This is a genomic window from Antrihabitans auranticaus, assembly GCF_016481275.1.
GTDB lineage: Bacteria > Actinomycetota > Actinomycetes > Mycobacteriales > Mycobacteriaceae > Antrihabitans.
Genome location: NZ_JAEMNW010000002.1, coordinates 1,150,007 through 1,171,651, shown reverse-complemented (window position 1 = coordinate 1,171,651; position 21,645 = coordinate 1,150,007). Strand labels below are relative to the sequence as shown.

Here is a 21,645-nt window from a genome sequence, read left to right as displayed (position 1 = left end):
ATGCAGATTGTGTCCCGGCTCACAGAAATAAATGGTTGCTTCGTAACGATATTGATCGTTTCGCAACGTTTTCGAGGTTTAGATCCCAAATGGTCGTTATTTGCACGTGATCAACGAGTGCGGTTCACGCAAGGATTGTATGGACTGCGGGAGAGTTGAAGAAGTCGGCGTGGGTGCGCCGAATCCAGTCCTCGAACATCCCGTTGTCCAGCACCAGCTGCAGGATCGAGGGCGCGAAACGCCTAGCTTCCTCGAGTATGTCCGCGCGCCCGACACCGATGTCTTCGAGCAACTCGGCCAACGTCGCTTCGCCGTACTTTTCGAAGAAGTAGCCGACCCCCTCGGCCAGGAGCTCTCGGAAGTAGTCCGTCGTGCGGAAGGTGAAGAAGAACTCGAACGCCAGGACCATGAGGTCCTCGATGTCGTCGGTCGAGAGCAGATCGCCGAACGAACTGATCGGATCGTTCTCGTGCTCGCGCCAGAGGTCGGCAGCCGCGTCGACGAAAACGCCCGTGTCGTCCAGGGGCTGGGCGGTGCGCGTCTTTGCCTGGACATAGCGAACGATGCGCTCGGAGAGCTCCTGAAGGCGCAGATCCGCCTCACGTCCGGCGTTCGGCGCGATCTTGCCGAGGATCTGGGCACCGACGTTGATGACCTCGGTGACGCCGGGGACCTTCTCTGCCACCCGCCGATTGTCCGCGACCACATCGGTCGCGATGCGATGGACGAACCACGACGCCCAACTGGTGGTGAGGGGACTCGCATACAGCCGGTCGATCAATCGCCCGAACGCGGGTAGACCGGCGAGAGAGGCCGTGAACTCTTCGAACTGACGCTGGTCGAGCAGTAGGCGCAGCGGTTCACGATCGTGCGCGCTGTGCGCGTACAAGCGCCTCGCAATCTCACCGGCAAGCTCCGGAATGGAACCTTCGATGCGCCATTGGGTGGCGTACTTCTGCGCCGTCGTCGTGATCTGCTCCGGCGTGACGACCTGATTCAACGTCAGGCGATCCGCAGTATCGAGCGCGTCATCCACCTCGCGCTCGAGTAGTACGTCCAACGCGGGACCGGTCAACTGCTGCCGCCAATACTCGACGAGAGCTGTCAGCAGTAGGTCGGCTTTCTCCCCGGTTGTAGCTGCTTCGGGTGCGGAAACGTTGTCGGTCACGTCGTCAGGATAGGGACGTACCGCTATCCCCGCTCCTTCACAATGGCATCGATCACCTGTTGAGCGACCCACCTCACACGATCGGCACCCGAGGCCTCATCGCGGCTCTCGACTGCCACCGCGAAGGAAACGGGACCGGCTTGCGTGTCGAGAAAGCCGACGAGCCACGTGATCTGGCGAGTGAATTGCCCGGGCGGGCTGGGGAGGTCACCGTCGACAACGTCGTAAGTTCCCGTCTTCACCCACAGCTGCCGGTCGCCGCCGGCGTCGAGCGCTGCTGCGGTGCCGTTCTCGCCCGTCGTCGCCGACAGTGCCTGGCGGAGCTCGCCGGCCTGATCGCGCGTCAGAACAGAGCGTGACTGACCCCAGATCGTCTTCGTGGGCCCGCCGCCGGCCGCTGTCGTCGAGGTGATCAAGGTCGGCTGAATAACGGTGCCGCCGTTGGCAATTGCCGCCATGACGGTCGCCATTTGCAACGGCGTACCGACGACCTCGCCACCGGCGAAGACGTTGCTCACCAAACCTGCGTTCTCGGGGCCTTCCGGAACTCGCGACCCGCTGCCGATCGTGACGCCGGCGAGCCAGGCAGGCGTGCCTTCCGGTGCCGAACTCGGCTCGAAGCCGAGGCTTCGTGCGGTGTCGCGAATCTTGGGCCAACCGATCTGCTGGCTCAGTGCGACGAAGGCTGTATTGCACGAAACCGCGAGGGCATCGGTCAACGACAGCTCACCGTCGACCGTGCCTGCGCACTCGGCACCGTCTTCGTTGTAGATGACCTGGTCGTAGCCGAGGTCCACCGATTCGGGCGCCGGGATGAGATCGGACGCCGACGTGTTCGGTTCGGTGAGGTACGCGGCGGCGACGACAACCTCGAAGGCCGAACCGAGTCCGTACGTGGTGTCGAAGGCGCGGTTGACCTTCGGCTGGGGCTGGTCCACGACTGGATCGTTCTCGACGAAGCGGCGTGTGTCAGCGGCCGCCTCGCGCGCCGGAACCGGCTGCAGGATCCACCGCCCGCATTGCTCACGGTCGATCCCGGTCAAGGAGCAGTCGGGCCCGGACTCGTCGATTCCGCCTGCGGTCATCTGACCCCAGGAATGGTCTTCGGCGAACTCGGCTTTGACATCGTCATCGATCGGGGCGACCGACTGAACAGGCGCGTCGACACCCGGCGCGCTCGAAGCCGAAAGGATGTGACCGTTCGCCGCATCGATGACCACGACGCCGCCGGCAAGGGGACCGGCGCCGTTCGCATCTGCGTTCAGTGCGGTTGCGGCGGTCCGCTGGATCTCCGGGTTGACGGAGAGGTCGATGACGCCGGGCTCCGCCTCGCTCATCGACGGCGGCAGGACGCGCGCACGAAGCGACGTACCCAGCGTTTCTCCGAGAGTCGGCTCGAGCGCACCGGCGATGTTGCCGACCTGAATGAGCCCACCCATCTGCGCCGGCGTGAGCATCGGCCGGCCGATCGGTTCCCAGCGCATCGCCGAGCGATCGTGCAGATACTGCGGGACGCCGTCGATCTTCAACTCGACGGTTGTCCGGGCGTAGGCGATGCGGTCGGTCGAGCACAGTTCAGGATCGACGATCGGATCGGTGGAGGAGCAGAACGGCCTGCTCTCGTCGTAACCGGAATACGGGTTCAACGTGATGTTGGCGGTCAGCATGAAGCAGGCAAGCGCAAAGGCGCCCGCGGGAATCCACTGCCGAAGCAACCACGGTGGAGTGCCGGACGTCTTGTCGGTGGCCGCCGCTGTTGGTCTGTCGGTTCGAACTCGCGGCGCACTCGCGGCGTATTGCCACACCATTGCCAGGAATACGCCCAAAGAAAGCGCCATCGTCGACTGCGCACCACGGGAAAGAAATGGTGCAGTAATGCCCGAGTGCGGCACGACATTCAATGTCGCGGCCAGCACGAACAGGAACTGGCCGACAATCGCTCCGACGACTCCGAGAACGAAAAGTCGGTCGGCGCGAAGCCTGCTCGAGGATTCGGCGTCTTCGTCCGTGCTGAGATATCGCCCGAGCCTCGCCAGTCCCGCGGCGAGAATTGCAAGAACCGCCCCGAGCATCGCGACGACAATTCCGCCGAGCTTGCTCCAGATCACCGCGAAAATGAAGTCGGTCGATCCCGCCGGGAGCCGACCCGACGTCGTGTCGGTCAAACCGCGGCCCCACAGCCCGCCGTCGGCGACGTCGGAAAGCGAATGCGCGATCTGCGAACGATTACTTGCCGAGTAACCGATCAGCGTTTCGATGCAGGCTTCGGTTCCGGGCGGAGTCGGCGGCACGACTGCGGTCGCGGGCGGCGCCGAGCACGGCGGCGACCAATTGAACTTCCACGGGTCTTTCCAGACCTCTGCGCGCACGGAGATGTACGGCGTGAGGAACATGATCGCGATGCCGATCAGGACGACGATTGCGATCGGGAGCAGCGGGCGTGCCGACCGTGTGGCGTCCCGCAACCACGCGAACGCTCGTCTGATCCCGTGCTGGTCGGCGACATTCTGTGCCCGTCCGGACTGGATCGCAATGACGTAGAGCATCACGACGGCTGTGCCGGCGAAAACCGGGATCGTCGGGCCCATATCCAGTTTCAGGACGCTCGCGACGCCGACGGCGCAGAAGAGCGCGATGGGGTATGCGATGTGCCGGCGCGCACGAAGGAATTCGCGCCAGCCGGGCTGGCGGCTGGAGCGCGCCCGGAAGAGGTGCGCATACTCCGCCATGACGAGCGCCAGGACGGCGAAGTAGACGATCTTGCCGTACTCGGGCGTCGCTACACCGCCTATGACCATTCCGTCGTCCAGGAGCGGCGCGGCATAAAGCAGGAACACGAATCCGATTGCGGCGATGTATCGCGCGTCGGGGGAGAATTGCCGCGCCCATGTGCGCGGCCGATCGAAGAGAATGGCCTTTATCCGTGCAAACCGCAGGCGGACACCCGGTGCAAATTCCGTGCCCCGCCGCTGCGCGAGAATCGTCACGGCAACCGCAATGAGCAGCGTCGCAGCGGGAAGTACGACGGTCCGTAATCCATCCGCGGCATGTTCGGCAGAGAGTCCCGCTTCCAAGCCGTCGTCCGGCTGACTCACGACGACCAATCGGACGACCAGCAAAAGCCCGAATTGCACGAGCGTGAGCATTGCCAAAAGAACGGCGACCGCGGGACCGGCAATGAATTCGTCGCCGCGCTTCGCGTGCGCCGTACGCAGCACTCGGATTCCGAGAACGGCCAGCACGGCAATTGGTAAACCGGCGATCAGTTCCCAGGGTGTGGTCCGGAGGTGCGTGCCGACCCAGAAGCCGAGCCATACAAGCAGCAGCGGCCAGCCCAGTGACGCGTACCCGCCGTGGAAATATCTGGCTGCACTCGCGCGGGCAGCGGCGGACGGCGCTGCGATGACGGGAAATGCTGCGCTGGGGCGATCAGCGAGGAACCGTAAACCGTTCACAATCGCGAGCCCGAGGCCGGACAAAATGAACAGTCGGCTAATGCCGATCCAGCCATCTAAAAAGAGTGCATCGAGGCCGCGAAGCACTATAACGACCTCCATCCGTTGCACGCGCGTGATCAAAGTTGCGCTCAATCTACCGTGAACATAGATGGATCCGGCGCTCGGAAGATCGTACCCGACATCGGCAGGGCAAAGCCCCGACCCGATTCCGCAGGTGAAATACGACACAAGGGACTTGCCGGGCGTGAACGGGGTCCTCCGAATTATGCCCCACAGACTGATTCCGGTGTTGCACAACTGCTACGGCGGGTCGTGGCCGTTGTCCGTTTCTTCGTGTTTGGCTTGCTCGGCGCACGCTGTCGCGATAGCGTCCTCAGCCATGGTCTCGGTGCTCCCCGTTTTTCGTCGAACGCTGTTCTCTGCTGTCCCGCTCGCGTTGGTGGTCGCGCTCGTCGCGACGCCGACCGCGCAGGCCGAAGATCGGCCGACCGGTCCGGATATCTCCTCGCACCAGCACGTCGGCGGGGCGCCGATCGACTGGCAGGCGGTCAAGGATGCCGGCCACGACTTCGGCATGATCAAGGCGACCGAAGGCACGGACTACGTCAACCCGTACTTCAACGACGACACGGCGCGGATGCGTGCGGCCGGTGTGCTCCGCGGCGCCTACCACTTCCCAGTCTTCGGTGAGTCGCCGGAAATGCAGGCGATCCACTACGTGACGACGGTCTTCCCGCAGAACGTCATGGGTTCGCTGCCACCGCTCATCGCCGTCGAACGGTCCAACGGAGCTTCCGCGGCAACCATCATCAACTGGTTGCACCGCTGGCTCAATGTGGTCGAGGTGATGACCGGTAAGAAGGCCATCATCTACACCACGGAGTTCTGGGAGGACGGTGTCAACGACACCCACGAGTTCTCGCAGTACCCGCTCTGGATCTCCGACTGGGGCAAGGACGTGAAGGACCCCTACCTCGTCGGTGGCTGGACGAACTGGGTGTTCTGGCAGACGACCGACGCAGCAACGATCCCGGGCATCAGCGTTCCGTGCGACAGCAACGTCTACAACGGCACGTTGGGTCCGCTGACCGAGTGGGCCACACAGGGCTTCTACGGCATGTAACGGGCTAGCCCCTGTGCGCGGTTGGCGAGTCCATGGACTCGCCAACCGCGCACAAGGTTTCAGGCCCTGTCGACCCGGTTCCTAGACTGGGGCAGTGACCGAACCTGTCGAACGTCGTTTGAAACAGGCGATCGGCATCTGGATCGTCGGGTTGCTCGTCTACCTGCTGGCGGTCTTCCACCGATCGTCGCTCGCAGTCGCAGGTTTGGCCGCGACCGATCGATTCGACATCAACGCCGCGCAACTCGCGACGTTCACGATGCTTCAGCTGCTCGTCTACGCGTTGATGCAAATTCCGGTCGGCCTGCTGGTCGACCGCTTCGGTCCGCGCAACGTACTGCTGGTCGGCGCAGTCCTTTTGACCCTCGCCCAAACCGGATTCGCCTTTGCCGACAGCTATCTGCCGGCGCTGACGGCGAGGGTGTTCGTCGGCATGGGCGACGCGATGACCTTCATCTGTGTTCTCCGGCTGGTCAACAGCTGGTTCGGCCCACGGCGCATTCCGCTGGTCACCCAGCTGACGGGCGTCATCGGTCAAGCGGGCGCGATCATCGCGGCCGTTCCGATGACGTTCGCGCTCGGCCAACTCGGCTGGACCAGGGCGTACCTCTTCGCCGCATCCTTCGGCGTGGTGCTGATCATTGCCTTGATTCTGGTGGTCCACGATGCGCCCGGGTCGCGTTCGCTACGCGGTCCGTCGCTGACGCCGGCAGAGATTCGCCATAGCCTCGCGCAATCGTGGGAGCATCCTGGAACCCGATTGGGGTTCTGGATGCACTTCTCGACGCAGTTCAGCGCAACCACGCTGGGCTTGCTGTGGGGCTACCCCTTCTTCGTCCGCGGCGAAGGGACGAGCAACGAGGTCGCCGGATTGCTGCTCACCATCATGGTGCTGGCGGTGATCAGCGCCGGACCGGTTCTGGGCTGGCGGATCACCGTGCGACCGTGGCATCGGTCCACGATCGTGCTCGGCATCGTGTCCTCGATAGTCGCCGTGTGGACCGTGGTACTCGCGTGGCCCGGCAATGCGCCACTGTGGCTGCTCATTCTGCTCGTGATCGTGACCGGTATCGGTGGGCCGGCGTCGATGATCGGCTTCGACCTGGGCCGAACGTCGAACCCGCCCCACCGACTGGCCAGCGCTACGGGAATCATCAACCAAGGTGGTTTCTACGCGAGCCTTGTGCTCGTGATCGCGATCGGCCTGATTCTCGATTGGCGGACCCCCGGTGCCAGTACCGACTACGCGCCGAACGCATTTCGCTGGGCAATGAGCTTTCAGTACGTCCTCTGGACGCTCGGGCTCGTCCAGATCTGGCGCTATCGAGTCAAGGCACGAGCACGCATGAAGACAGACGATCCCGAGCTCTGGGCAGAGCTGTCACGCAGCAACCTGGCCTGATGCCCTACTGCGCCCTGACGATCTGGACGTTTTGCGCAATCTCGTCGAGGTGGGTCTCCCACGTGCCACAGCAACCGCCCCACATGTCGATATGCGGGTACTGCGCGGCCAAGTCACCCATCAGCTGACCGAGCTGCGCTGGGTCGCCCGCCTCGAGGTGCCCGATCGTGCAGAGGGAAATCTTGTCCATCATCGCGGCATTGGGTCGCAGGCAGCGCACGCGCTCGAACCAGTCGCCCGGCTCGATCGCGGGCATGAACTCCAACGGGTGCGAGCAATTGATGCCGTAGAACGTGGGTCGGTCTGCGCCGGCCTCTGCGTCGATCGCCTCGATTGCCTCCTTCAACGTGGGCCCGGTCGCCAGCCGTCGCGTCGTGCTGTCGAGCGTGAACAGGACACCCAGCGGCAGACCGACTCGCGCGGCTGCGCGAGAAAGTCCGATGACCTCGGGCACGCTGCTGAACGTCATCGCCTCGACCAGGTCGACGCCGGCGTTGGCGAGGGTCGCGAGTTGTGCGCCGTGATACTCCTCGGCCTCGTCCGCGGTGATCGTCCGGTTCGCTTGGTAGGCATCGCCGCGCGGGCCGACAACACCCGCGTACATGATCGCGGGGACCTGGTCCCGGTACGGTTCCGCCACATCGCGCAGAAAATCTATCGCTCGTAATTGAAAGTCGGCCAACGCTTCTCGTGAATACCCGAGGAGCGACGCCCAATCAGGGCTGGCTCGGTAGTCGAGTCCGCCGACAACAACGCCGAATCCGTACCGTGCTGCGGTTTCGAGGTAGCGGCCGTACATGCCGCGGAGCTCGGTGACAGCGCGTGGATTGTCCAAGAGCGGAAACATCGCGAAGGAAGGGAGATCGAATCCGTACTTGTACATGATCTCGGTTTCCTGGCCGCCCTCGGTGAGGTAGTGCACCCCGGGCTGCTGCGTTGGAAACTGTTTGGGCATGTTCGCTCCTCATCTGCCCGACGCTTCGCTTTGATCTTCGCACGCACGCGATCCCGGCGGTAGCCGCCGGTTTCTCCGGCGGTCCTCTGGGGAACACGGGTGTTTACGGACCTAGCGAATGCGAGAACTGGTGACCTTTCCACACAGCAACGAACCCGGTGTCGAATCCGAAAGACTGGACGAACAGGAACACATCTACCGGGCCGCCGAGCATAAGAAAACGCTCGGCACGCCCGACGACGAGTCGCCGGGTGCGGCGCTCGGCGGCACCGACGGCACCGTGGACGGTCAGTAGGACCTTCGACTATCCGAGGACCGCTGCGACGTGGTCGGTCAACCCCGCGATTGCGTCGGTGTCGATCGCGAAGGTTTCGCCCAGGACCCGAACGACTTCGGCAGCGCTCGACAGTTCGGTTCGGAGCACAGCCTTCCCGGGACGGTATTCGACGAGGCTGGCGCCACCGAGCGCCCATTTGGCCTCCGGGGTCACTCGTCCGGCAACGATTGCGCCGACGAACGGAAACCCGGGAAAGGTGGAGGCATACCAGCTGCCCACCTGGAGGTCGATCGCTTCGGTCGGTTCGGTGTCGAAGTAGTACATCGGCTTGTCGCCGCGACTGCTCTGCATGTTCAGCGTGAATCGGCCATCGGACCCGACGAGGTTGTAGTCGGCGTGCGGCGTCCGCTGGATTGCGTTGTTCTCCAACAAGATCGGCGCTGGCAGTGTATGCGTACCGAACCCGACGTCGACCAGGAATGTGCGGCCGGTCTCGGGGACAGTCACTTGCAGAACGTGGTGCGTACGAGGCGGCACGGCACCACTGGTGTCGCCCCATACGACGCGACCGGACAGCCCGACGACCTCGTACCCCAGTTCGCCCAGAACGTATCGGAGTAGGCCGTTGAGCTCGTAGCAGAAGCCGCCGCGCTTGCCGTCGACCATCTTCTTCGCCAATGCTTCCGGAGTCAGGTCGGCCACGGGGACGCCGCACAGCGGGTCGAGGTTCTCGAACGGGATCGCGGTCAGCTGTGCGGTCACGAGGTCGGCGAGTTCTTGTTCGGTTGCGTTGGCCGGTCGGTGGTGCTCGATCCGCTTGAGGTATCGGGTGAGGATATCGGTCATCGACGGTCTCCGTTCGTATTGCGTTCTGTGAGAGTCGCTCTCGCTGCAGGGACCACTCCGAGCGCAGCCACCGCCGCGAAAGCGAACAACAGCAGGTGCGCGGAATCTACAACGGAGTCGCCAAGATTGACCAGCACTCCGGCGAGCGCAGCGCTGAATGCACTGGCAATGATGAAGACCGTGTTGATGCCGGACGCGGCCTTCGCGCCCTCCTCTTCGCTGCTGCTGCTGGCGAACGCGCTGACGGTGAGATGTGGGAACGCGATGCCGATGCCGGTGCCTGCAGCGAACAGCGCGAAGAACCAACCCAGGACGAGCCACCCGCTGGGCGCCTCTACCGTGAGGCCGCCATAGAGCGCGAGGCCGACGCCGAGGACGAGGGGTCCGGCCGTGGTCAACCGGCGCACGGTTTGCCGTCTGGTCGCGGTCGCGCTGGCGATCTGCGACAGCGACCAGCCGAGGGAGATTGCGGCTCCCAAAAAGCCTGCGACGAGCGGCGCAAGCCCGCCGACTTCCTGACCGAAGTACGGGATGAACGCCTCGGTGCCGATTCCGAAGGCCAAGACGCCGACCGTCACATAGACCCACGGCAACGTCGAGCCGCGGTGGAACGTCACGGCAGGCAGGACCGCACCGTGGGCGCGCCGGTCGTGGTCGATGAACCATGCGCCGAAGCCGAGTCCGAGTGCGATCGTCGCGATCGTCGCGATCCCGTGCGGGACGATGCCGGCAATGCTCACCGCCGCAACGGACAGTGTGAGCAGGAGCAGCGAAGCCAACGGCACGGCGTCCGACGGCGTCCCCTTGGCCGTACGCGGGATGACCCGCACGGTCATCACGATGAGGACGGCCGAGGACGCGACGAGTAGACCGAACGCGCCGCGCCACGAATCGAATTGGGCGAACAAGCCACCGGCAAGTGGGCCGAGGATGTTGCCGACCCCCCACATCGCCGAGACGAGCGCGGCCCCTCGTGCCCAGAGTCGCTGTGGCAGTGCGCGTTGGAGCAGGGCGTAGCCAAGGCCGGCGAGCAGTCCACCACCGAGACCCTGCACAGCGCGGCCGACCAAGAGTGCCAACATGTTCGGGCTCAATGCCGCCAGCAGCGAACCGACAGCGAAGAGGCCGAACGCGGCAACGTATGCGTTCACCGAGCCGTACCTGGTAAGTATGCGGCTGACCAGCATGGCCGTGATGATGGAGGCGGTCAGGAACGAGGTCATCGTCCACGCGTAGTACTGCTCGCCCCCGATGTCCGCAACGATCGTGGGCAGGAGGCTCGTCGTGATGTAGACATTGCTGGCCTCGAGCAGCACGCCACCGGCGAGTACGGCGGCAACCGGTGCGTACCTTCCGACAAGGAGTTCTCGCCAGGTGCCGAGCTGCTCGGCACCCGGGGTTTCGAACGTCGTTTGCGTCATGCGACGAACGCTAAAGCCTCGAGTTCGGTTGAGGTCAAGACCCGGTTTCCTGGCCGGCACGAATCGACGGTAGCGAAAGCTGCCGACAGATTCCGGGTTCCGGATCGTATTCGGTCGTGCCTGTTCACCGATTCTTGGCGGACTCTCGCCGATTCGCCTTCTCGATGGCGGAAACCAGGTCGGCCTTTCTCATCGTCGATCGGCCGCGTACGTCGAGCCTGCGCGCGATATCGAGCAAGTGCTTCTTTGTCGAGTTGGCGTCGACGCCCTCTGCGGTCTTTCCCTTGGCATTCGGTCCACCGCTCTTGGCTCGCGCGTCGGATGGCCCCTTCTTGTCCTTCTCCTCCCAGTGGTCGCCGACCTTCTCGTAGCTGTGTTTCAACGCGTCGTACGCGACGCGATGAGCACGTTCGCCTTCGCCGTACTGATCGGCCGCGGAATCGTAGGTCTTGGCGAAAGTGCGTTGCGCCTTGGCATCCGACTTCTGCAAGGTGCTGGACAATTCGTCCTGCTTGGGTTTGCCGGTCTTGGTGGTCTTCGGCACGGTCATCCCTTCCGATCGGAGCTGGTTCGAAATTCGGATACCCGCAGCGACCCCAGTGAAACGGCGGGTGGCGGCACGCTTTCGTCGGGCGCGCGCAAACCCTAGTATCGAAATCGTTCCGACAGCCGGTTACGTCGATCACTCGTGCGCAGGAGGATTACCGCTGATGAGTGCCGACGATGCGGAATCCACGAAAGCTGTTGGGCGGTCCTGGCTTCGGGTACCGCAATCGGGGGCTGCGGACACTCTCGTGCCGCTGGCCGAGAACACGCCGCGCCTGACGATCGGCCGCGATTCGACTGCTGACATTCCGCTGAGCGGCCATCCCGAAGTGTCTCGACTGCACGCCGTCCTCGAACTGATCGCCGACGAGTGGACCATCGCAGACCACGGGGTGTCGACGAACGGAACATTCGTCAACGGCGAACGCGTCTTCGGGCGGCGCCGGCTCTGCGCCGGCGACACCGTGGGCGTCGGCGATGCGCAGCTGGTGTTCGAAGGTCCGGTGGAAGGCGTGCGAACCGCGGCGGGGTCGGGCGAACCGATGGTGCTGACGAAGGCCCAGACCGCGGTGTTGCGCGCGTTGTGCCGACCGTTTCTGGACAATCGGAAGTTCGCCAATCCGGCTACGAATCAAGACATCGCCGCCGAACTCGGCGTCACCGTCGAGACGGTTGCACGGCACCTGCAGGCACTCTACGAACGGTTCGACATCTCGGAACTGCCGCAGAACCGGAAGCGCTCGGCGCTCGTCAATCGGGCCATGACGACCGAAGTAGCCGACCTCCTCGGGAGCTGAGGCGGGGGAGTCGGCGTGCTCGAAGCCGAATGAGCAGTGGCAGTGAACTATTCGGACCCGGTAGTGCGCGATTCGACCCCGGCTCGCGCTGCGGGTGGCATCCTGGCCACATGGTGATCGAAACGCGGCCCGCGACCGCTTTCGACGATGTCGCCGCGATGGTCGGTCCGAAACGTCCGGACGCCAACGTGTGCTGGTGTCTGAGCTACCGCATTCCGTCGAAGGAGAACCTTTCGTTGCGCGGCTCGGCGCGTGGCGAGCGAGTGAAAAGCCTTGTGCGGTCGGATCCACCGCCTGGAGTACTCGCATACGACGGCGATACCGTCGTCGGTTGGGCGGCCGTCGCACCTCGTGCCGATACAACGTTTGCCCGCAACCGGAAGATCCCGCACGTCGACGATCGACCCGTGTGGTCGGTCTGGTGCATCCGGGTTCGGCCCGGCCATCGCGGCGAGGGGATCTCGCATCGACTGCTCGCGGGTGCCGTGGCATTCGCGCGCGATCAGGGTGCTCCGGTAGTCGAGGGGTACCCGGTCGACAACGCCGGCGCGAAAGTCGATCTCACGATGGCTTACGTCGGCACTCGGCGCCTGTTCGAGAAGGCGGGCTTCGTGAAAGCGGCCGACACGACGTCTGTGCTCGCCACATTTCCGCGCGTCCTCATGCGACTCGAGCTGCGTTGACAACCCGAAGAGGAGAAATTCGATGACCGATCTGTGCGATCTGTCCGCCACCGAACAAGCGGCCCTGCTCCGAGACGGGAAGGTCTCGGCCCGCGAGTTGCTGGCGGAATCCCTCGCGCGGATCGAGGCGACGAACTCCGAGGTGAATGCCGTCGTGACGCTCGACGCCGAGGCAGCGGAGAAGGCGGCGGCCGCCGCAGACGAATCGCAAGCGTCCGGTCGGCTGCTCGGCCCACTGCACGGCCTCACCCTCGGTATAAAGGATCTTCACGCGACCGCGGGCATGCGTACGACCTACGGGTCTCCCGTCCTCGCGAACAATGTTCCGGACGCCGACGAACTGCTGGTCGCGAGGGAACGCGCCGCAGGCGCCGTCATCCTGGGCAAGACCAACACTCCGGAGTTCGGCGCAGGCTCGCATACCTTCAACCGCGTGTTCGGCGTCACGCGCAATCCCTACGCGCTCGACCGGTCGGCCGGCGGCTCGAGCGGCGGCTCTGCGGCCGCGCTGACCTGCGGAATGGTCTCGCTGGCCGACGGTAGCGACATGGGCGGATCGCTGCGCAATCCGGCGTCGTTCTGCAACGTCGTCGGCCACCGCCCGTCGCCCGGGCGAGTGCCGACGTGGCCGGTACAGGACCCGTGGTTCACCCTCGCCTCGCAGGGGCCGATGGGCCGAACCGTGGCTGACGCGGCGTTGTTGCTGTCGGTGCAGGCAGGCCCGGACCCGCGGGCCACGGTCTCACTGCCCGAACCCGGATCGATCTTCACCGCCGCCCTGCCGACTCGGCTGGACGGCATGCGAATCGCGTTGTCACCCGATCTCGGTGGCGCGGTCGTCGTCGATCCGGAGGTCGCAGCACTGGTCGAAGCGCAGGTTGCAACGCTGACGGAGCTGGGCGCGACGGTCGTCTCGGACTGCGTCGACTTCACGGGCGGTAGCGAAGTCTTCACTACCCTGCGGACGCTCAATTACGTACTGATGTTCGGTGACCTCGTCGATCGCGCGCCGGACATGGTCAAGCAGACGATTCGCTCGAATGTCGAACAGGGCCGCGCTTTGACAGGGCCGGACGTTGCTCGCGCGAGTGCCTTGCGCGGTGCGCTGTACAACCGGGTCCTCGCATTTTTCCAGGGATACGATGCGCTCGTCCTGCCCTCGTGTCAGGCACTCCCGTTCGACGCGGACCTGGAGTATCCGACCAGCGTTGCCGGCGTCGAGATGGCGGACTATCTCGGCTGGATGCAGGCGGCAATCCTGGTGTCGGTCACGGAATGCCCCGCGACGGCAGTGCCGGTCGGATTCTCGAAGGAGGGCCCCCCCATCGGGGTGCAGGTCGTGGCTCCGCATCACCAAGACTTCCAGGCACTCGGCATCGCGCATGCCATCGAGCAGGTCACGAAAGCCGGTGAACGGCGCCCGGGCGTCATCCCCGGCTGACCCACCGGCCGACTAAATATCACCGTGGGTAGAACCGCTGACACGGTGACCGCCTCGGTCGAAGGTTGAGTCGGATCCGCTGCGAAAGGCGGTCGCCCCCGGTGTGGGGGCCGAAACATTCGACAGACCAAGGACTTTCCCGTGACACGTGAGCTACACCTGGCCGGCTTCCTGATCGCCTCGCACGTCACGCATTCGCACGCGGCATGGCGGCATCCCGGATCGGAGACGGATTACCTCGGCCCCGACTACTACCGCCGCGTCGCGCAGACGCTCGAGCGCGGAAAGTTCGACTTCCTGTTCTTCGCGGACCTCCTCGCAACGCCGGTGCGCTACGGCAACGACATTCGGGTGCCGCTGAGCAGTGGCACACAGGCGTCCGCGACGATCGACCCAGCGCTGGTCGCGGCGAGTCTGGTGAACGTGACCGAGAAGATCGGCGTCGCAATCACCAAGTCCACCACGTACTTCCACCCGTACGAGGTGGCCCGGATCTTCTCGACGCTCGATCACCTCTCGCGCGGGCGGTCGGCGTGGAACGTTGTCACATCGTTGAACCAGGCCGAAGCCCAGAACTTCGGTCTCGACAACCATCTCGGCCACGACGAGCGTTACGAACGCGCACACGAGTTCCTCGAGGTCGCGCTGAAACTGTGGGGGAGCTGGGACCGCGACGCTCTCGTGCAGGACAAGGCCTCCGGCGTCTTCGCGGATCCGGACAAGGTGCGGACCATCGATCACGAGGGCACCTGGTTCCGGTCCCGCGGACCGCTGACCGTCCCGCATTCACCGCAGAGTCGGCCTGTGCTCATACAGGCTGGATCATCCAACGTCGGTAAGGATTTCGCGGCGCGCTGGGCAGAGGCGATTTTCGAGATCGACCCGACTCCCGAAGGGCGCCGCGCGTACTACGACGACGTGAAGTCACGGGCGTCGAACTTCGGCCGGAATCCAGACGAGATCAAAATCTTCCCGTCGTTCGTCCCGTTCATCGGCGAAACCGAGGCAATCGCGCGCGAGAAGCAGGCATTCCACAATGAGTTGGCCGACCCGATCTCGGGTCTGATCACGCTGTCGGTGCACACCGATCACGATTTCTCGCAGTACGACCTGGACTCGCCCGTGGAAGACATTCTCGTCCCCGGCACACAGGGTCTGTTCGACGTCGCTCGGCGGCTCAGCGTGAACGACAACCTGACACTGCGCGACATCGGAAAGCTGTACGCACAAGGCGTGCTGCTCCCGCAGTTCGTCGGAACTCCGACCCAGATCGCCGACCAGATCGAAGAGGGCTTTCACGGCGGCGAGGCCGATGGCTATATTCTGTCGGCGGCGCAGGCGCCGGGAACGTTCGACGACTTCGTCGACCTCGTTGTCCCGGAACTACAGCGGCGCGGCCTGTTCCGCACCGATTACACCGGGACGACTTTGCGTGACCACCTCGGACTCGGCGAAGCGAGCCTCACACCGGCACCCCGTCGAGTCGCCGTTGCCTGACGATCAGCCTGCGCTTATGGGAGCTGGCAACTGAACGACGGAAGGGCGGCCACCGGAACTACTTCCGGTGGCCGCCCTTTCGCGTACTTCAGAGTCAGTCTTGCGCGCCGGACAATGCAGCGTTCAACGTCTTGCTCGGCCGCATCACCGCGGCAAGTTTGTCGGCATCGGTGTAGTAGTAACCACCGATGTCGACTGCTTCGCCCTGGACCGCGGCGAGTTCGGCCACGATGGCCTCCTCGTTGTCGGCCAGTGTCTGTGCCAGCTGTGTGAACTGCTTCGCCAGTTCCTCGTCGTCGGTTTGCGCGGCAAGGTCCTGCGCCCAGTACAGCGCAAGGTAGAACTGGCTGCCGCGGTTGTCCAGTTCGCCGGTCTTGCGCGATGGATTCTTGTTGTGCTCGAGCAGCTTTCCGGTCGCGGTGTCGAGGGTCGTCGCGAGGATTTTTGCTTTGTGGTTGTCTTCCTTGCGGCCCAGATCTTCCAGGCTGACCGCGAGCGCGAGGAACTCGCCGAGCGAATCCCAGCGCAGGTGATTTTCCTCGGTCAGCTGCTTGACATGCTTGGGCGCGGATCCGCCGGCTCCCGTTTCGTACAGGCCGCCGCCCGCCATCAGAGGCACGATGGACAACATCTTGGCGCTGGTGCCCAGCTCCAAGATCGGAAACAGGTCGGTCAGGTAGTCGCGCAGGATGTTGCCGGTGGCAGCGATGGTGTCGAGTCCGCGCATCGCGCGTTCAAGTGTGTATCGCATTGATCGCACCTGCGACATGATCTGAATGTCGAGGCCGGTCGTGTCGTGATCCTTCAGGTACAGGTGGACCTTCTTGATCAGCTCGTTCTCGTGCGGGCGGTACGGGTCGAGCCAGAAGAGGACCGGCATGCCGGAGTCGCGTGCGCGGGTCACGGCGAGTTTCACCCAGTCGCGGATCGGCGCGTCCTTTACCGTGCACATCCGCCAGATATCGCCCGCCTCCACGTGCTGGGTCAGCAGCACTTCGCCGGTGGCGATGTCGACGATGTTGGCGTCGCCGTCCTCGGGAATTTCGAACGTCTTGTCGTGACTGCCGTACTCTTCGGCCTTCTGCGCCATGAGGCCGACGTTGGGAACCGTGCCCATCGTCACCGGATCGAAGGCGCCGTTGGTCTTACAGAAGTTGATGATCTCCTGGTAGATCCGCGCGAACGTCGACTCGGGCATCACGGCCTTGGCGTCTTTGGTCCGTCCGTCGGCGCCGTACATTTTGCCGCCGGCGCGAATCATCGCGGGCATCGAGGCATCGACGATCACGTCGCTCGGTGAATGGAAATTCGAAATTCCCCGGGCCGAGTCGACCATCGCCAGCTCCGGTCGGTGTTCGTGACATTCGTGCAGATCTTTGATGATCTCGTCACGCTGCGACTGGGGGAGTGTCTCGATCTTGTCGTAGAGATCGCCGAGACCGTTGTTGACGTTCACGCCGAGCTCGTCGAACAGCTCCTGGTGCTTGGCGAACGCATCCTTGTAGAAGATTCGGACAGCATGACCGAAGACGATGGGGTGCGAGACCTTCATCATCGTCGCCTTCACATGCAGCGAGAACATGACGCCGGTCTTGCGCGCGTCCTCCATCTGCTCCTCGTAGAATTCGAGCAACGCCTTCCGGCTCATGAACATGCTGTCGATGACATCGCCCTCACCCATCGAGACCTCGGGCTTGAGCACGATCGTCTCGCCGCTCTTTGTCAGCAGCTCCATCTTCAGATCCCGGGCACGGTCCAATGTCATCGACTTTTCGCCGTGGTAGAAATCGCCGTGCTTCATGTGCGCAACGTGACTGCGCGACGCCATCGACCATTCGCCCATGCTGTGCGGGTGCTTCCGCACGTACTCCTTGACCGCCTTGGGCGCGCGACGATCTGAGTTACCTTCGCGCAGCACAGGGTTCACCGCGCTCCCCAGGCACTTGGCGTACCGGTCGCGGGTCTCCTTCTCTTCGTCGGTCTTCGGATCCTGCGGGAAGTCGGGGAGGTCGTAGCCCTTGCCCTGCAACTCCCTGATGGCGGCCGCAAGCTGCGGCACCGACGCGCTGATGTTCGGCAGCTTGATGATGTTGGTCTCGGGCAGTTGCGTCAGCCGACCGAGTTCCTCGAGATTGTTCGGCACGCGTTGCTCGTCGGTGAGGCGATCGGGAAATTCCGCGAGGATACGCGCTGCCAGCGAGATGTCGCTGGTCTCGATCTTGATGCCCGCCGGTTCGGTGAATGCGCGAACGATCGGAAGGAAGGCGGCTGTCGCGAGGAAGGGTGCCTCGTCGGTCAGCGTGTAGATGATGGTCGGCTGCTGGGCATTCATTGTGTTCTCCCGGCGTTGCTGTCTTGGTCAGATGCTTTGGGGGTTGCCGCGGGTAGCGGCGGCTCGATCACCGCGTCGGTCGCAGCTTTGGCTGCGGTCGGCGCGGTGGTTGAGCTTCGGCCACGACGATACCCACCAGACCTGCAACTGTGGTCGGTCCGGGTCTTGCTCACGCAAGATTCGAACCCCCGGCAGCATTCTGCCCAGTTGGACAGTCGCAACGTCTTATCCTGTTCGGCATGGACTTCCACGGCAAGGGTGGCATTTCGCGGAGGTCCGCCATAGCGGGCTCCATGTCCGCAGTCATCGGTGGCGCGTTGCTCACAGCAGCGGCCTGCAGTTCCGATTCGTCATCGGACTCTCCATCGGAGAGTTCTGCACCATCGCCCGAGCCCGCACCGACGCTGCCCGACAACGCCCTCATCACTTTGGGTGTCGCGGCGGGTCCACCGCCCATTCGCGGCAGAATCGGCATCTCATCGGCGCTGAAGATCGGCGACGATGTCTACCAAATCGATTGTGGCCTAGGCTCGTTCAACGCGTTCACGAACGCCGGGCTCACCTTCGAGAATCTCAAGAGCATGTTCATCACCCACCTGCACACCGACCACATGGTCGACTACTTCAGTTTCTTCCTATCGGGCGGCTACACCGCAAAACCGGGCAAAGCCGCGGTGCAGGTGTACGGGCCCGGCCCGGCCGGTGGGTTGCCGCCGAGCCAGATCGGCAACGCGAATCCGCCCATCGTGGATCCGGCCGAACCCGCCCGCGGGCTGGCGACGACTACTGCGGCGTTGGTGCAGGCGTATGCGTACACCAGCAACCTCTTCATCCGTGACATGGGGATCGTCGACATTCAAGACACTTTGAAGGTCAACGAGATTGTGGTGCCACCAGGCTCGGACTACCAGAACAGGGCGCCGAAAACCGATCCGTTCTCAGTTATGTCCGACGACAATATCGACGTCACCGCGACACTGGTTTCCCACTACGACACCTACCCGGCGTTCGCGTTCCGCTTCGATTTGAAGAAGTCCGGAAAGTCAGTGACGTTCTCGGGTGACACGACGAAGTCCGACAATCTGATCCTGCTCGCCAAGGACACCGACATTCTCGTCCACGAGGCCCAGTTCAGTCTCGACGATGCCTACTACGGCAATAGGTTCCCACCGAATTACCTGAAGAACTCGCACACCTCGGCTGAGCAGGTCGGAGAGGTTGCCGCGGCGGCCAACGCGAAGCATGTGATCCTGAGCCACTACCAGCCGAGCGACCTACCGGATTCGGAATGGCTCGGCAAAGTCGGGATGCACTACTCGGGGAAAGTCACAGTCGGCAAGGACGGCGGCGTCTTCGAGCTCTGATCAGGAGGTCACGCGAGGGCGGCCGGGATACGGTCGCCGAAGAGCCGTACAGCGTTCTCCGAGCTCACTTTTCGACGCGTCGACTCCTCCATGGGGAAGTCGGCCAAGAACCGCGCGCCGTCGACGTTGTTGTCCATCGGATAGTCGACCGAGAACATCACGCGGTCGGCGCCCATCACTTCGAGCGTGCATGCGAACGCCGGGGGATTGAAGTTGCCGCTCGTCGTCACGTGAAAGTTGTCGCGCAAGTACTCCGAGGGGAGCCGCTTGAGGCGCTTGACCCCGTCGCCGCCGAGTCCGTAATAGCGGTCGGCGCGATACGCATTGAACGGCAGCATTTCCCCGAGGTGGCCGATGATCATCTGCAAACCGGGGAACTTGTCGAACAAGCCCGAGTAGATCAGTCGCAGCACATGTGTGCCGGTTTCGACCGAGAAGCCCCATGACGCAAGGTGCATTCCGTCGTTGACGTAGGGCGCAAACCACGCTTCCATGACCGCCTTGTGCGGCGTCGTCGGATGCAGGTAGATGGGTGCACCCAACGCTTCAGCGCGTTCGAACAATCCCTCGTACGCCGGATCGTCGAGATAGCGTCCCTGGCAATGCCCGTTGATCAACGCACCGACAAGGCCGAGATCCGTTACTGCGCGCTCGAATTCGGCCGCGGCGGCGTCGGGATCCTGAGTCGCCAGGGTTGCGAACCCGCCGAAGCGACTTGGGTTGTCGCGCACCGTCTCGGCCAGGTTGTCGTTGGCGAGGCGCGCGTGCTCGATCGCCTGAGCGACATCGGTGCGGTCCTGCACGCCGGGGTCGAACAGCGACAGGATCTGGAAATCGATTCCGGCTGCGTCCATCTGCTCGAGCCGTAGGGGTCCGCGGTCGTACAGCCGGTCGTACCCGAGGGGATTGTTCGAACGCAGCCATGTCGCAACGACATTGCCATCGCTCGCCGGATCCCAGGCGTAATGCTCTTCGAGCGCAATCAAGGACACTTGGGTATCAAAACACTTCCGATCTGGAGTCGCACAGGAATCTCCCATAGTGGCCGAATAATCTGCGCCAGATCGTTGCGGCGAAACCGCTACGATGCCGGTGAAGTGGGTGATGCGATCGTGTTGCCCGGCGCCCCGCCGGCCGCTGTGTACACGCTTGCTGAGCCGAGACGAGAGGCATTGTGATGGGCCGAGATTGGCTGTTCGTGGTCAATCTGGGGTCCTTTGCAATGATCGGCATCGCGCTGGTTTTCGTGGTGCTCTGGAGCATCGATCGAAGCCGTCGACACGCTCTGTCCTTCGCGGGCATGATCGCGTTCTACTTTGCCGGGACAGCGGCTCTGTCCATCAACGCCGATATCGCGCTCCTGGCAACGATCCACGGCGTCTTGTTTCCCATCGGTTTCGTATTGCTCGTCGACGGTCTGCTCCGGCGCTCCGGCCAGCGGTTGGGTCGGCGGACCGCGGTCACGTTCGTCGTCGTTCTGGCGGTTGCGGTGTGCTACTTCGCGTACGTGACGCCACTCATGGTCGGCCGCATCACTACGCAGAATCTCGGCGTCGGGTTGTTGCTGCTGTTCGTCGCGAGCAAGCTGTGGACCACCACGTGGCGGCAGGTCTCGGACCGCGTGACAGTGATTGCGACATCGGCACTGGCGCTCGGTCTGCTCGTGAATGTGTTGTTGGTACCGTTTTCCGACGTTCCGCGCGAGATCACCACCGACGCGGAGTTGGACGCCTACCTCGCGTCGCCCCTCGAAATCGGTCTGATCATCGCCAGTGCGTTGCTTCTCCCGGGTCTGATGGTGACGTTGCTCGCCGTAACCCTCGTGGACATCGTTTCCGACCTCCGGTTTCAGCGCGATCGAGACGAGCTGACCGGGCTGCTGAACCGCCGTGGTTTCACCGAACAAGCCGCAGTCACGTTGAGTCGAACCCCCACCAGCACACTGATATTGGCTGATCTCGACTTCTTCAAAGAGGTCAACGACGCACTCGGACATGCCGGTGGAGACTTCGCCCTGGCGACGTTTGCGCGAGTCCTCCGAACCGCACCGGACATCGGGCAGGTCGCAGGCCGAATCGGCGGTGAGGAGTTCGCGGTGTTGCTACCGGACACCGATTCGCGAGTGGCCCTCGAATTCGCCGAGTCGGTGCGCACGCGCCTCGCGAGGCAGTCGATCTCCTACGGCGGTGCGAGCGCCGCGGTCACGGCGAGCTTCGGGGTCGCGACCGCTGGGCCACGAATGTCTTTGCCCGCCTTGCTGGATGCGGCAGACCGCGCGTTGTACGACGCGAAGTCACGGGGGCGAAACTGCACGGCCGTGGCGGAGTAGCGACTA

General features: G+C 63.7%; 17 protein-coding genes. 9 read left to right on the top strand and 8 right to left on the bottom strand.

What is annotated here, in order from left to right:
* Positions 1 to 124: 124 nt before the first annotated feature.
* Together JGU72_RS13550 and JGU72_RS13545 are read right to left on the bottom strand one after the other, a co-directional pair.
* Complete coding sequence (locus JGU72_RS13550; protein WP_199684397.1) at positions 125 to 1,168, bottom strand: hypothetical protein; 1,044 nt, start codon at positions 1,166 to 1,168, stop codon at positions 125 to 127.
* 23 nt (positions 1,169 to 1,191) lie between these two features.
* On the bottom strand, positions 1,192 to 4,725 hold the full coding sequence (locus JGU72_RS13545) for a penicillin-binding transpeptidase domain-containing protein (RefSeq protein WP_199684396.1): 3,534 nt from the start codon (positions 4,723 to 4,725) through the stop codon (positions 1,192 to 1,194).
* A 280-nt stretch (positions 4,726 to 5,005) separates the two neighbouring features.
* Between JGU72_RS13545 and JGU72_RS13540 the strand changes: the two genes are divergently transcribed.
* Together JGU72_RS13540 and JGU72_RS13535 are read left to right on the top strand one after the other, a co-directional pair.
* Positions 5,006 to 5,749, top strand: coding sequence for a glycoside hydrolase family 25 protein (locus JGU72_RS13540; RefSeq protein WP_199684395.1), 744 nt, complete (start codon positions 5,006 to 5,008; stop codon positions 5,747 to 5,749).
* A 94-nt stretch (positions 5,750 to 5,843) separates the two neighbouring features.
* The gene (locus tag JGU72_RS13535; RefSeq protein ID WP_307828428.1) at positions 5,844 to 7,151 is read left to right on the top strand and encodes an MFS transporter; all 1,308 of its coding nucleotides are present in this window, start codon (positions 5,844 to 5,846) and stop codon (positions 7,149 to 7,151) included.
* A gap of 4 nt (positions 7,152 to 7,155) precedes the next feature.
* On the opposite strand, the gene JGU72_RS13530 is transcribed toward JGU72_RS13535, so the two are convergent.
* On the bottom strand, positions 7,156 to 8,106 hold the full coding sequence (locus JGU72_RS13530; RefSeq protein ID WP_199684394.1) for a homocysteine S-methyltransferase family protein: 951 nt from the start codon (positions 8,104 to 8,106) through the stop codon (positions 7,156 to 7,158).
* 118 nt (positions 8,107 to 8,224) lie between these two features.
* Between JGU72_RS13530 and JGU72_RS13525 the strand changes: the two genes are divergently transcribed.
* Positions 8,225 to 8,401, top strand: coding sequence for a hypothetical protein (locus JGU72_RS13525; RefSeq protein WP_199684393.1), 177 nt, complete (start codon positions 8,225 to 8,227; stop codon positions 8,399 to 8,401).
* 9 nt (positions 8,402 to 8,410) lie between these two features.
* Here the strand turns inward: JGU72_RS13525 and JGU72_RS13520 are convergent, their stop codons facing one another.
* The 3 genes from JGU72_RS13520 to JGU72_RS13510 all read right to left on the bottom strand — a co-directional run bounded on the left by JGU72_RS13520 (position 8,411) and on the right by JGU72_RS13510 (position 11,194).
* Positions 8,411 to 9,229, bottom strand: a complete 819-nt coding sequence (locus JGU72_RS13520; protein WP_199684392.1) for an arylamine N-acetyltransferase family protein — start codon at positions 9,227 to 9,229, stop codon at positions 8,411 to 8,413.
* Positions 9,226 to 10,650 (bottom strand): MFS transporter, encoded by a 1,425-nt coding sequence (locus JGU72_RS13515; RefSeq protein WP_199684391.1) that lies wholly within the window; start codon positions 10,648 to 10,650, stop codon positions 9,226 to 9,228. The genes JGU72_RS13520 and JGU72_RS13515 overlap by 4 nt, the downstream gene beginning before the upstream one ends.
* Positions 10,651 to 10,774: 124 nt before the next feature.
* Positions 10,775 to 11,194, bottom strand: coding sequence for a ChaB family protein (locus JGU72_RS13510; RefSeq protein ID WP_199684390.1), 420 nt, complete (start codon positions 11,192 to 11,194; stop codon positions 10,775 to 10,777).
* Between the two features lie 166 nt (positions 11,195 to 11,360).
* On the opposite strand from JGU72_RS13510, the gene JGU72_RS13505 reads away from it, so the two are divergent.
* From JGU72_RS13505 to JGU72_RS13490, 4 genes are all read left to right on the top strand, one after another.
* A complete protein-coding gene (locus tag JGU72_RS13505) occupies positions 11,361 to 11,993 on the top strand; it encodes an FHA domain-containing protein (RefSeq protein WP_199684389.1) in 633 nt (210 codons plus the stop codon).
* A gap of 110 nt (positions 11,994 to 12,103) precedes the next feature.
* Positions 12,104 to 12,676, top strand: coding sequence for a GNAT family N-acetyltransferase (locus JGU72_RS13500; RefSeq protein WP_199684388.1), 573 nt, complete (start codon positions 12,104 to 12,106; stop codon positions 12,674 to 12,676).
* Between the two features lie 22 nt (positions 12,677 to 12,698).
* On the top strand, positions 12,699 to 14,117 hold the full coding sequence (locus JGU72_RS13495; protein WP_199684387.1) for an amidase: 1,419 nt from the start codon (positions 12,699 to 12,701) through the stop codon (positions 14,115 to 14,117).
* 141 nt (positions 14,118 to 14,258) lie between these two features.
* Positions 14,259 to 15,614 (top strand): LLM class flavin-dependent oxidoreductase, encoded by a 1,356-nt coding sequence (locus tag JGU72_RS13490; RefSeq protein WP_199684386.1) that lies wholly within the window; start codon positions 14,259 to 14,261, stop codon positions 15,612 to 15,614.
* A 94-nt stretch (positions 15,615 to 15,708) separates the two neighbouring features.
* Here the strand turns inward: JGU72_RS13490 and JGU72_RS13485 are convergent, their stop codons facing one another.
* The gene (locus tag JGU72_RS13485; protein ID WP_199684385.1) at positions 15,709 to 17,946 is read right to left on the bottom strand and encodes an NADP-dependent isocitrate dehydrogenase; all 2,238 of its coding nucleotides are present in this window, start codon (positions 17,944 to 17,946) and stop codon (positions 15,709 to 15,711) included.
* Between the two features lie 227 nt (positions 17,947 to 18,173).
* Between JGU72_RS13485 and JGU72_RS13480 the strand changes: the two genes are divergently transcribed.
* Complete coding sequence (locus JGU72_RS13480; protein ID WP_374101115.1) at positions 18,174 to 19,310, top strand: MBL fold metallo-hydrolase; 1,137 nt, start codon at positions 18,174 to 18,176, stop codon at positions 19,308 to 19,310.
* A gap of 8 nt (positions 19,311 to 19,318) precedes the next feature.
* Here the strand turns inward: JGU72_RS13480 and JGU72_RS13475 are convergent, their stop codons facing one another.
* The gene (locus JGU72_RS13475) at positions 19,319 to 20,302 is read right to left on the bottom strand and encodes an amidohydrolase family protein (RefSeq protein ID WP_199684383.1); all 984 of its coding nucleotides are present in this window, start codon (positions 20,300 to 20,302) and stop codon (positions 19,319 to 19,321) included.
* A gap of 185 nt (positions 20,303 to 20,487) precedes the next feature.
* Here JGU72_RS13475 and JGU72_RS13470 point away from each other — a divergent pair, with 185 nt between their 5' ends.
* Positions 20,488 to 21,639 carry a GGDEF domain-containing protein gene (locus JGU72_RS13470; RefSeq protein ID WP_199684382.1) on the top strand — a complete coding sequence of 384 codons (1,152 nt, stop codon included), beginning with the start codon at positions 20,488 to 20,490 and terminating at the stop codon, positions 21,637 to 21,639.
* Positions 21,640 to 21,645 lie beyond the last annotated feature (6 nt).

Coding starts and splice junctions, on each gene's coding strand:
- JGU72_RS13495 (WP_199684387.1), top strand. CDS start 12,699: ATGACCGATCTGTGCGATCTGTCCGCCACCGAACAAGCGGCCCTGCTC.
- JGU72_RS13515 (WP_199684391.1), bottom strand. CDS start 10,650: ATGACGCAAACGACGTTCGAAACCCCGGGTGCCGAGCAGCTCGGCACC.
- JGU72_RS13525 (WP_199684393.1), top strand. CDS start 8,225: ATGCGAGAACTGGTGACCTTTCCACACAGCAACGAACCCGGTGTCGAA.
- JGU72_RS13470 (WP_199684382.1), top strand. CDS start 20,488: ATGGGCCGAGATTGGCTGTTCGTGGTCAATCTGGGGTCCTTTGCAATG.
- JGU72_RS13540 (WP_199684395.1), top strand. CDS start 5,006: ATGGTCTCGGTGCTCCCCGTTTTTCGTCGAACGCTGTTCTCTGCTGTC.
- JGU72_RS13500 (WP_199684388.1), top strand. CDS start 12,104: ATGGTGATCGAAACGCGGCCCGCGACCGCTTTCGACGATGTCGCCGCG.
- JGU72_RS13520 (WP_199684392.1), bottom strand. CDS start 9,229: ATGACCGATATCCTCACCCGATACCTCAAGCGGATCGAGCACCACCGA.
- JGU72_RS13505 (WP_199684389.1), top strand. CDS start 11,361: ATGAGTGCCGACGATGCGGAATCCACGAAAGCTGTTGGGCGGTCCTGG.
- JGU72_RS13545 (WP_199684396.1), bottom strand. CDS start 4,725: ATGGAGGTCGTTATAGTGCTTCGCGGCCTCGATGCACTCTTTTTAGAT.
- JGU72_RS13485 (WP_199684385.1), bottom strand. CDS start 17,946: ATGAATGCCCAGCAGCCGACCATCATCTACACGCTGACCGACGAGGCA.
- JGU72_RS13530 (WP_199684394.1), bottom strand. CDS start 8,106: ATGCCCAAACAGTTTCCAACGCAGCAGCCCGGGGTGCACTACCTCACC.